Source organism: Mesorhizobium sp. M7A.F.Ca.ET.027.02.1.1, from assembly GCF_004022985.1.
In the GTDB taxonomy this organism is placed as follows: Bacteria; Pseudomonadota; Alphaproteobacteria; order Rhizobiales; family Rhizobiaceae; genus Mesorhizobium.
Window position 1 is genome coordinate 1 of the sequence record NZ_RZOL01000245.1, and the last position, 9,225, is coordinate 9,225.

Here is a 9,225-nt window from a genome sequence, read left to right on the forward strand (position 1 = left end):
GTCGTCGAGGCGGCGCGCGGCGCCGGCATGACCGGTTGGCAAAGGCTCACCAAGGTCGAGCTGCCGCTCAGCGCCCCGATCATTCTCGGCGGCATCAGGCTGTCGGTGGTGATCAGTCTTGCCACCGCGACCATCGGTTCGACCGTGGCAGCCAAAACGCTGGGCGAAGTGATCATCGCCGGGCTGTTGTCCAACAATCTCGCCTTCATCCTGCAAGGCGGCCTGATCGTGGCAGCGCTTGCCGTGCTGATCTATGACGGTCTGTCGGCGATCGAGCGCTACACGGCGCGCCGCATGGGCAGAGAGGCCGAATAGTCGACAGTATCTCAGATATCGCGCTCGTTCATTTCAGCGAGCGCTAGGAGATGTCGTAGAAGTCCGGTTTTGAGCGGTTTATTGGCATGAATAGGGATTGAAAGCCGAACAATGCTTCCCTGCTTGCCATAGATGTGGTGGCTTCCGGCGATGCGCAAAAGCTTCCAGCCTTGCCGTTCGACGGCACGCGCAAATTCCTTGCCGGAAATGGACTTCAAACAGCGATTTCCACGATCCGCCCAGGCTCCGACGTGAATGACAGCGGCTCTACTGAGAGGCAGCCTTCGATCGCTTCACGCAAATTCTGGACAAGTTCTTCCATGGTTTCGCCCTGGGTCGCGCAGCCCGGAATTGCCGGCACCTCTGCCCAGAACCCGCCTTCGTCGGCTTCGTGGATAATAGCTTTGAAATTCATAGGCTAGCTCCGGTTCCATCCTGAAGATAGGCTACCCTACAGGTCTTTGCAAAGAAGCATAGGCGCCGGCGGACGCGTTCACGCTCCACGTCGCTAGCGGATCGGGTGGGAGGAGCTGACAGCTCAGTGCCGCAGCGTCATTTCAATCGATCTAATCAGGCGACATCATTGCCAAGCACGCCGCCGTCTAAACCATTTAGGCGAAAGCCGGGCAAAAACCGAACAATATCTTGACGTTCGCAGCCCTGTTTCGCATACACCGATGCGAAGAGGCGGATTCCGTGCGCGGAATCCGGTCTTTGTCTCAACGGCCCAGGGAGGGGTTCTTTTGGGCCATCAATCGAGGAAAATCCGGCAATGACAATTATTTCCGCCGTCATCGCCTGCGGCCTGCTTTCAATCCTTTACGCCATCTGGGCGACACGTTCGGTCCTTGCGGCCGATCAAGGCAATGCACGCATGCAGGAAATCTCCGCGGCTATCCGCGAGGGCGCACAAGCCTATCTGGCGCGTCAATACACCACCATCGCCATCGTTGGCGTCGTCGTCCTCGTGCTCGCCTGGTGGCTGCTGTCCATCACCGCCGCGATCGGCTTCCTGATCGGTGCGGTGCTTTCGGGCGCCGCCGGCTTCATCGGCATGCATGTCTCCGTTCGCGCCAACGTTCGTACGGCGCAGGCCGCATCGAACAGCCTCGCTGCCGGCCTCGACATCGCGTTCAAATCGGGCGCCATCACCGGCATGCTGGTTGCTGGCCTGGCCCTGCTCGGCGTGTCGATCTACTACCTCATCCTGACCCACTTCATGGGCCTCCAGCCCAATGACCGCATCGTCATCGACTCGCTGGTCTCGCTCGGTTTCGGCGCATCGCTGATCTCGATCTTCGCTCGTCTCGGTGGCGGCATCTTCACTAAGGGCGCCGACGTCGGCGGCGATCTCGTCGGCAAGGTCGAAGCCGGCATTCCCGAAGATGATCCGCGCAACCCGGCCACCATCGCCGACAATGTCGGCGACAATGTCGGCGACTGCGCCGGCATGGCCGCTGACCTGTTCGAAACCTATGCGGTGACCGTCGTCGCCACCATGGTTCTGGCTGCCATCTTCTTTGGCGGCACCGCCGTGCTGGGTGCGGCCATGCTTTATCCGCTCGCCATCTGCGGCGCCTGCATCCTGACCTCGATCGTCGGCACCTTCTTCGTCAAGCTCGGTTCCAACGGCTCGATCATGGGCGCGCTCTACAAGGGCCTGATCGTCACCGGCCTGCTGTCCATCGTCGGCCTCGGCGTCGCCACACAGGTGACGCTCGGCTGGGGCGAGATCGGCACAGTCGCCGGCATGGTCATCACCGGCAAGAACCTGTTCATATGCGGCCTGATCGGCCTCGTGGTGACCGGTCTCATCGTCGTCATCACCGAGTACTACACCGGCACCAACAAGCGCCCGGTCAACTCCATCGCTCAGGCGTCGGTCACCGGTCACGGCACCAACGTCATCCAGGGCCTTGCGGTCTCGCTGGAATCGACGGCGCTGCCGGCGATCGTCATCGTCGGCGGCATCATCTCGACCTATCAGCTTGCCGGCCTCTTCGGTACGGCGATCGCGGTCACGACGATGCTCGGTCTTGCCGGCATGATCGTTGCGCTCGACGCCTTCGGCCCGGTCACCGACAATGCCGGCGGCATTGCCGAAATGGCCGGCCTGCCCAAGGAAGTGCGCCACTCCACCGACGCGCTCGACGCGGTCGGCAACACCACCAAGGCGGTGACCAAGGGCTACGCCATCGGCTCGGCCGGTCTCGGCGCACTGGTGCTGTTTGCCGCCTACTCGAACGACCTGAAGTTCTTTGCCGCCAATGGCGACAAATATCCCTACTTCCAGGGCATGGGCGAGATCTCCTTCGATCTCTCCAACCCCTACGTCGTCGCCGGCCTGATCTTCGGCGGCTTGATCCCATATCTGTTCGGCGGCATCGCCATGACGGCCGTCGGCCGCGCGGCGGGCGCCATCGTCGAGGAAGTGCGCAAGCAGTTCCGCGAGGATCCGGGCATCATGGCCGGCACCTCGAAGCCGAACTACGCACGCGCGGTCGATCTGCTGACCAAGGCGGCGATCCGCGAGATGATCATCCCGTCGCTGCTGCCGGTGCTGGCACCGCTCGTGGTCTATTTCGGCGTGCTGTTGATCTCGGGCTCGAAGGCGTCCGCCTTTGCAGCGCTGGGTGCCTCGTTGCTCGGCGTCATCGTCAACGGCCTGTTCGTCGCCATCTCGATGACCTCTGGTGGCGGTGCCTGGGACAACGCCAAGAAGTCCTTCGAAGACGGCTTTGTCGACAAGGACGGCGTCAAGCATCTCAAGGGTTCCGAGGCGCACAAGGCTTCGGTGACCGGCGACACGGTCGGCGATCCCTACAAGGACACCGCTGGCCCGGCCGTCAACCCGGCGATCAAGATCACCAACATCGTCGCGCTCTTGCTGCTGGCGGTGCTCGCGCACGGCTGATCAAGGCTTCAGCCCGAAAAAAACCCGCGGGAGCGATCCCGCGGGTTTTTTGTTGAGGCAAAGCCAAACTATCCTTCAGCGCTCGCTTTCGCCCGGTCTTCGCAATGCGTGCGCTGGCACCTTATGCCGGACCCAGCGTCGTGTTATCAGTGGTGGCCACTGCAGCATGCCAGTGGCCGTGCCCGACTGGTGACCCATAACAAAAACCCGCAGGATCGCTCCCGCGGGTTTTTGGTCGCCTGAGATGACGAGGCTTCCGGGAATGGAAGCCGAAGGGAATTAGACGCCGCCGCCGGGAATGCCGGGCGCCAGCTTGCTGGCACCGTTGATGACCTGGCTGAGGAAGTTCTGGTCCTTGCCGCCGGTCGGTGTGGTGCGCGAGATGAAGTCGAACATCTTGCCATCCTTCTTCCCGTAATTGGCGATCTGGGTGACACGGCCATCGGCGCCGAAATAGACAGCCAGCACATGCTGGTCAATGAGCCGTGGCTTGTCGAAGGCGACGTAGCGCTTGCGCGTCTGCGAAATGTAATAGAATGCCTCGTTGTCGAAGGTCGCGGTCGTCGACGGCGTGCCGAGCGCCAGAAGCACCTGCTCGCGGCTCGAACCGACCGGCACCAGGTCGATTGCCTGCTGGTCTATGACGTAACCTTGCGTCAGCGTCTCGCTCGGGCTGAGATCGCCCATCATCTTGGAGGTGTGGCAGGCGGACAGTGCCGAAACGATCATCAGCAGCGAGATCGCGCCGGCGGGCCTGGACGAGAAGGTCGACTTGAAATTCAGCGCGCGCAACAACAACTCCATTAGCTGGCCGCAACTTGCGCTGGGCCGCGAAACCGGTAAACCAGCTTGCTTGCCGATGCAACAAGCCCACTTCAACAAACGGTCCCCAGGAGACCATCCCCAATGTTCCAGCGCTTTTTTGGCCGCGAACGCTACGCCAACCGCGCTATCACCGAGGCGCTTTACGCACAAATCGTGGCGGCGGCGCGGCAGACTGTGTTTTATTCCCACTGGAATGTGCCAGATACGCCGCTTGGCCGTTTCGAGATGCTGTCGCTGCACATGTTCCTGTTCCAGCACAGGTTGCGCGGGGAGAGCGGTGCGGCGCAGGAGGTCGCCCAGGTGCTGATCGACGAGTTCTTCCTTGACGTCGACCATTCGTTGCGGGAATTGGGCATTGGCGACGTTGGCGTGCCCAAACGCATGAAAAAGCTGGCAAAGATGTTTTATGGCCGAACCGCTGCCTATGACGATGCCCTGGAAAGAAACGACCATGAAGGGCTGACCGCGGCTCTTGCCCGCAATGTCCGGCCCGACGCGGGCGCCTGGGCGGAAGCATCGCTGCTGGCCAACTATGTTACCGACGCGCGCAGTCATCTGGCCGCGCAGCCATCCGAATCGATTGTCTCCGGCACGCTGACCTTTCCCGCCGCCAAGGAGGTTGAACAATGAAGCATGTTGACCCGCAAAGCCCGGTCTCCTTCCGCGCCAACATTACGCGCCTGCCGCAGAAGGGCCTGCCGCTGGTTATCGAGGCCGATGCCGCACAGCGTGCGGCACTGGCCGAGGAGCACGGGCTGATTTCGGTCGAATCCTATCGCGCCGAGCTTCTGGTGGCGTCGTGGAAGCGCAATGGCGTGAAGATCAGCGGCCGCGTCGAGGCCGACATCACTCAGGCCTGCATCGTCACGCTCGAGCCTGTCGAAGCGCATATCGACGAACCGGTCGAAGCGCTGCTGCTGCCCGAGGATTCCAAGCTCGGACGGCAGGGCTTCGATGGTGGCGGCGAGATCCTGCTCGATGCGGAAGGCCCTGACAGTCCAGAGACATTTTCCGGTGACACGATCGATGTCGGGGCACTCGCCGAACAGTATTTCGGGCTCGCCATCGACCCCTATCCGCGTAAGCAGGGCGCATCGCTCAATGCCGGCAGCGAGACCGAACCGGCGGAGAATGAATTTCAGCAAAAACTGCGATCCTTGCTGGGAAAATCCTGAAAAGCTCGCCCGCGACGGAAAAGTCGGTTGTGCGGCAGCCCAAAACCGTTATTTTCGCCGAACCTTCGCGGTCGCTCAAGCGACCTGCCGCCTAACCGTGAGATAAATACCGCGTGATCAGGATTTCCATCGATGCCATGGGCGGCGATCACGGACCAGCCGTGGTCATACCAGCGCTCATGACGGTCGCGACCCGTCGTCCCGACGTCCGCTTCGTCATCTTCGGGCGTGAGGAAGTCGTGCGCCCCGAACTTGCCAAATTTCCCAAGCTCGCCGAGATCAGCGAATTCTTCCATTGCGAAGTTGCGGTCAGGATGGACGACAAGCCGAGCCAGGCGCTGCGCCACGGCCGCTGGAAGTCATCGATGTGGAAGGCCGTCGAAGCGGTCAAGGCCGGCACGGCCGACGCCTGCATTTCCGCCGGCAACACCGGCGCGCTGATGGCGATGTCGAAATTTTGCCTGCGCACCATGGCCACCATCGATCGCCCGGCGATTGCAGCCCTTTGGCCGACATTGCGCGGCGAAAGCGTGGTGCTGGACGTCGGCGCGACCATTGGGGCCGATGCGCAACAGCTCATTGATTTTGCCATTCTCGGCACCGGCATGGCGCGCTCGGTCTTCGGCATAGCCCGGCCCAGCGTCGGCCTGCTCAATGTCGGCGTCGAGGAGATCAAGGGCCAGGAAGAGGTCAAGGAGGCCGGGCGCATGCTGCGCGAAGCCAACATGGCCTCGATGAACTATCACGGTTTCGTCGAGGGTGACGATATCGGCAAGGGCGTGGTCGACGTCGTCGTCACCGAAGGCTTTGCCGGCAACATCGCGCTGAAGACGGCGGAAGGCACGGTGCGCCAGATCGGTGGCTATCTGCGCGCGGCGATGAGCCGGACTCTGATGGCCAGGATCGGCTACATCTTCGCCAAGGGCGCCTTCGATCGCCTGCGCGAAAAGATGGATGTCGGCCGCTCCAACGGCGGCGTTTTCCTGGGGTTGAGCGGCATAGTCGTCAAAAGCCATGGCGGTGCTGATTCTGACGGGTTCGCCGCCGCGATCGAACTCGGCTATGACATGGTCCGCAACAACCTCCTCGACCGCATCGAGGCCGATCTGGACCTGTTTCATGCGCGCAACCCGCGTGCCCTGTCATCTAGGAAATCCGACGTCGTCACCGACGCAAAGGAATAGGAAAGAACTTTGATCAGATCAGTCGTGCGCGGCACGGGCGCCGCGCTGCCCCGCCGAATCATGAAGAATGCCGATTTCGAAGGCATGGTCGAGACCTCCGACGAGTGGATCGCCCAGCGTACCGGTATTCGCCAGCGCCATATCGCTGGTGACGACGAGACCACGGCTTCGCTGGGGGAAGCAGCGGCACGTGCCGCACTTGCCAATGCGGGCCTCACGCCCGCCGACATCGATCTGATCGTGCTGGCGACCTCGACGCCCAACAACACGTTCCCGGCCACTGCCGTCGAGATCCAGAACCGGCTCGGCATGCATCACGGCTTTGCCTTCGACCTGCAGGCGGTCTGTTCGGGCTTCGTCTATGCCGTGACCACCGCCGATCTCTACATCCGCGGCGGCCTGGCCAAGCGTGTCCTGGTGATCGGTTCGGAAACATTCTCGCGCATCCTCGACTGGAGCGACCGCTCGACCTGTGTGCTGTTCGGCGACGGCGCCGGTGCCATGATCCTGGAAGCAGGCGAGGGGACGGGCGCGATCGCCGACCATGGCGTTCTGGCGGCCAGCCTGCGCTCCGACGGCACGCACAAGGACAAGCTTTTCGTCGACGGCGGGCCGTCGACCACGGGTACGGTCGGCCACCTCCGGATGGAGGGCCGCGAAGTCTTCAAGCACGCGGTCGGCATGATCACCGATGTCATCGAGGCGACGTTCGCGCAAGCCGGTATCTCGGCCGATGATCTCGACTGGTTCGTGCCCCACCAGGCCAATAAACGAATTATTGACGCTTCCGCCAAGAAGCTCGGGATAGCTGAGCAAAAGGTGGTGGTTACGGTCGATTTGCACGGTAACACCTCGGCTGCTTCCGTGCCGTTGGCGCTGTCGGTGGCCGTCGCCGACGGCCGCATCAAGAAGGGCGATCTCGTCCTCCTGGAAGCGATGGGTGGCGGCTTCACCTGGGGCGCTGTCCTGGTTCGCTGGTAAGTGCTGAACGGTCCAGTTTCGGTCCTTGACCTTGACGGATCAATTACTTAGGCTCTGCCGTTGTTGTGCCGAATTTTATGTTTTGAGCTGATGGGACGGTCGCATGGGGGGAAAGACACTTACGCGCGCCGACCTTGCCGAGGCAGTTTACCGGAAGGTCGGCCTGTCGCGCACTGAATCGGCCGAACTCGTCGAAGCGGTGCTGGATGAAATCTGCGAAGCCATCGTGCGCGGCGAAACGGTGAAGCTGTCGTCCTTCGCGACATTCCACGTCCGCTCCAAGAACGAACGCATCGGCCGCAATCCCAAGACCGGCGAGGAAGTGCCGATCCTGCCGCGTCGGGTGATGACCTTCAAGTCGTCGAATGTGCTGAAGAGCCGTATCTTGCGCTCCCATCAGAGCGGCAAGGCCAAAAGCGGCAAGTAGTCCTACTGCGCGGTTGAAAACCGTCGCCGCCATGACGCCGGGCTTGAATATTGCTTCATAAACCGCTGAAATAAGCCCCGATTCGGCAGGTAGGCCGGATCATCGTCCAGCGTGAGGATTCGCCCATGGACAAGAGCCCCGACGCCTTTCGTACCATCAGCGAGGTCGCCGAAGATCTCGATCTGCCGCAGCATGTGCTGCGCTTCTGGGAAACGCGTTTCAACCAGATCAAGCCGATGAAGCGCGGCGGCGGCCGTCGTTACTACCGGCCGCAGGATGTCGAGCTGATCAAGGGCATCCGCCACATGCTCTACGACCAGGGCTACACAATCAAGGGCGTGCAGAAGCTGTTGCGCGAGAACGGCAACCATTTCCTGGTTGCCATCGGCAATGGCGACATGGCCGCCGTAGAGGCGATCTCGCAGCGAAAGCAGGCTGACCAAGTGCCGCTGACGCCGGCGGCTCAGCCGCGCGGCATGGACGACGAACTGGTTGGCCAGCCGCGGGTGAAGCCCAGCCGCCGCTTTTTCGGCCTGGGCAAGAGCGACGAGGACGGTCCGGTGCAGCCGGATGCATCGAAACTCTCGCGCGACAACAGGGCCTTGCTGCAGGAGGCGCTGTTCGACCTCCTGGAATGCAAGCGCCTGCTTGACCAGGTGCGCTGACCGCGGCCCGACGCGACATCGATAGTTCGAAAGCCGGAACCCGTCTTCTGGTGAGGCGTTACGCTTCCTTCTGCAAGTGAAGGAAACATACCAATGGCATCATTTTCGACCCTCTCCGACATCGATCTCGACAGGCAGGTCGCGGCTCTTACCAAGGAACTGGCCAGCTTGAAGAGGGCCGTGGCAAGGCGAGGCGGCGCGTATTACGAGGACGGTCGCGATGCCGCGCTGGACACCTATTCCGATCTCGCCGGGCGCCTGCGCGACGCCATGCCGGCAATCCGTAAACAGGGCAGGGTGATCGAGAGGTCGGCCCGCGACCATCCGGCGGCTGCCGCGGCGGTGGGCCTTGTGGTGCTCGGTCTTGTCGCCAGTCTGCTGTTCAGCCGGCGCTGAATTCTAGAACCCAAATCCCGGGGATACGAGCAGGAGAAGTGACGGCTCGCCTCAAGGTGATCCGTCATTTTCCTTGCGGTCGGCTATGTCTGTTGTCGCTGGAGGCGCCTCGCACCTCTGTGCCGCCGGCGCAATGCGATTGGTCGAGCCGCCAGAGCCGCTCGATTTCGCTGGCGAATGCCGGATTGGTCGTGGTGCCATACCAGCGCCGGGATAGACGACGACGTCGCGGCGTGGATTTGCGTGAATTGTTGATCCAGTCCGAGATCGAGCCTCGCGGGGCGGAGTAGCCGGCCTTGGACAGGAAGCCAAGGCCGGTCTTCTCGGTGGCAGTCTGCGGTGC

13 protein-coding genes are annotated in these 9,225 nt (G+C 62.1%); 9 read left to right on the plus strand and 4 right to left on the minus strand.

The features are described 5' to 3' along the window. The coding region (locus tag EN749_RS23430; RefSeq protein ID WP_128364064.1) for an ABC transporter permease subunit at nt 1-315 on the plus strand (315 nt) is incomplete at its 5' end. An 11-nt stretch (nt 316-326) separates the two neighbouring features. Here EN749_RS23430 and EN749_RS23435 read toward each other — a convergent pair. After that, nucleotides 327-533 carry a type II toxin-antitoxin system HicA family toxin gene (locus EN749_RS23435; protein WP_127396164.1) on the minus strand — a complete coding sequence of 69 codons (207 nt, stop codon included), beginning with the start codon at nt 531-533 and terminating at the stop codon, nt 327-329. Beyond that, a complete protein-coding gene (locus EN749_RS23440) occupies nt 530-730 on the minus strand; it encodes a type II toxin-antitoxin system HicB family antitoxin (protein ID WP_127329711.1) in 201 nt (66 codons plus the stop codon). The genes EN749_RS23435 and EN749_RS23440 overlap by 4 nt, the downstream gene beginning before the upstream one ends. A 357-nt stretch (nt 731-1,087) precedes the next feature. On the opposite strand from EN749_RS23440, the gene EN749_RS23445 reads away from it, so the two are divergent. After that, on the plus strand, nt 1,088-3,229 hold the full coding sequence (locus EN749_RS23445; RefSeq protein WP_127381998.1) for a sodium-translocating pyrophosphatase: 2,142 nt from the start codon (nt 1,088-1,090) through the stop codon (nt 3,227-3,229). Between the two features lie 279 nt (nt 3,230-3,508). On the opposite strand, the gene EN749_RS23450 is transcribed toward EN749_RS23445, so the two are convergent. After that, complete coding sequence (locus EN749_RS23450; RefSeq protein WP_127267855.1) at nt 3,509-4,021, minus strand: outer membrane protein assembly factor BamE; 513 nt, start codon at nt 4,019-4,021, stop codon at nt 3,509-3,511. 114 nt (nt 4,022-4,135) lie between these two features. On the opposite strand from EN749_RS23450, the gene EN749_RS23455 reads away from it, so the two are divergent. The 7 genes from EN749_RS23455 (at nt 4,136) to EN749_RS23485 (ending at nt 8,882) form a co-directional block, all read left to right on the plus strand. After that, nucleotides 4,136-4,684, plus strand: a complete 549-nt coding sequence (locus EN749_RS23455; protein WP_128288395.1) for a ubiquinol-cytochrome C chaperone family protein — start codon at nt 4,136-4,138, stop codon at nt 4,682-4,684. Continuing rightward, nucleotides 4,681-5,229 carry a DUF177 domain-containing protein gene (locus EN749_RS23460; RefSeq protein ID WP_027162417.1) on the plus strand — a complete coding sequence of 183 codons (549 nt, stop codon included), beginning with the start codon at nt 4,681-4,683 and terminating at the stop codon, nt 5,227-5,229. The genes EN749_RS23455 and EN749_RS23460 overlap by 4 nt, the downstream gene beginning before the upstream one ends. 113 nt (nt 5,230-5,342) lie before the next feature. Then, nucleotides 5,343-6,413 (plus strand): phosphate acyltransferase PlsX, encoded by a 1,071-nt coding sequence (plsX, locus tag EN749_RS23465; RefSeq protein WP_127396161.1) that lies wholly within the window; start codon nt 5,343-5,345, stop codon nt 6,411-6,413. 9 nt (nt 6,414-6,422) lie between these two features. Next, nucleotides 6,423-7,394 (plus strand): beta-ketoacyl-ACP synthase III, encoded by a 972-nt coding sequence (locus EN749_RS23470; protein WP_127320649.1) that lies wholly within the window; start codon nt 6,423-6,425, stop codon nt 7,392-7,394. Between the two features lie 103 nt (nt 7,395-7,497). Then, entirely contained in the window at nt 7,498-7,821 is a 324-nt protein-coding gene (locus EN749_RS23475; RefSeq protein ID WP_013532231.1) for an integration host factor subunit alpha, read from the plus strand. Between the two features lie 125 nt (nt 7,822-7,946). Continuing rightward, nucleotides 7,947-8,486 carry a MerR family transcriptional regulator gene (locus EN749_RS23480; protein WP_027038390.1) on the plus strand — a complete coding sequence of 180 codons (540 nt, stop codon included), beginning with the start codon at nt 7,947-7,949 and terminating at the stop codon, nt 8,484-8,486. Nucleotides 8,487-8,579: 93 nt separating this feature from the next. Continuing rightward, the gene (locus EN749_RS23485) at nt 8,580-8,882 is read left to right on the plus strand and encodes a hypothetical protein (protein ID WP_127270978.1); all 303 of its coding nucleotides are present in this window, start codon (nt 8,580-8,582) and stop codon (nt 8,880-8,882) included. 64 nt (nt 8,883-8,946) lie between these two features. Here EN749_RS23485 and EN749_RS37790 read toward each other — a convergent pair. Further along, a partial coding sequence (locus tag EN749_RS37790; RefSeq protein ID WP_189367678.1) for a hypothetical protein occupies nt 8,947-9,225 on the minus strand: 279 nt, incomplete at its 5' end.

Bases quoted from the DNA above. Each gene is read 5' to 3' on its own strand.
- EN749_RS23455 (WP_128288395.1), top strand. From the start codon at position 4,136: ATGTTCCAGCGCTTTTTTGGCCGCGAACGCTACGCCAACCGCGCTATC.
- EN749_RS23445 (WP_127381998.1), top strand. From the start codon at position 1,088: ATGACAATTATTTCCGCCGTCATCGCCTGCGGCCTGCTTTCAATCCTT.
- EN749_RS23480 (WP_027038390.1), top strand. From the start codon at position 7,947: ATGGACAAGAGCCCCGACGCCTTTCGTACCATCAGCGAGGTCGCCGAA.
- EN749_RS23440 (WP_127329711.1), bottom strand. From the start codon at position 730: ATGAATTTCAAAGCTATTATCCACGAAGCCGACGAAGGCGGGTTCTGG.
- EN749_RS23475 (WP_013532231.1), top strand. From the start codon at position 7,498: ATGGGGGGAAAGACACTTACGCGCGCCGACCTTGCCGAGGCAGTTTAC.
- EN749_RS23485 (WP_127270978.1), top strand. From the start codon at position 8,580: ATGGCATCATTTTCGACCCTCTCCGACATCGATCTCGACAGGCAGGTC.
- EN749_RS23460 (WP_027162417.1), top strand. From the start codon at position 4,681: ATGAAGCATGTTGACCCGCAAAGCCCGGTCTCCTTCCGCGCCAACATT.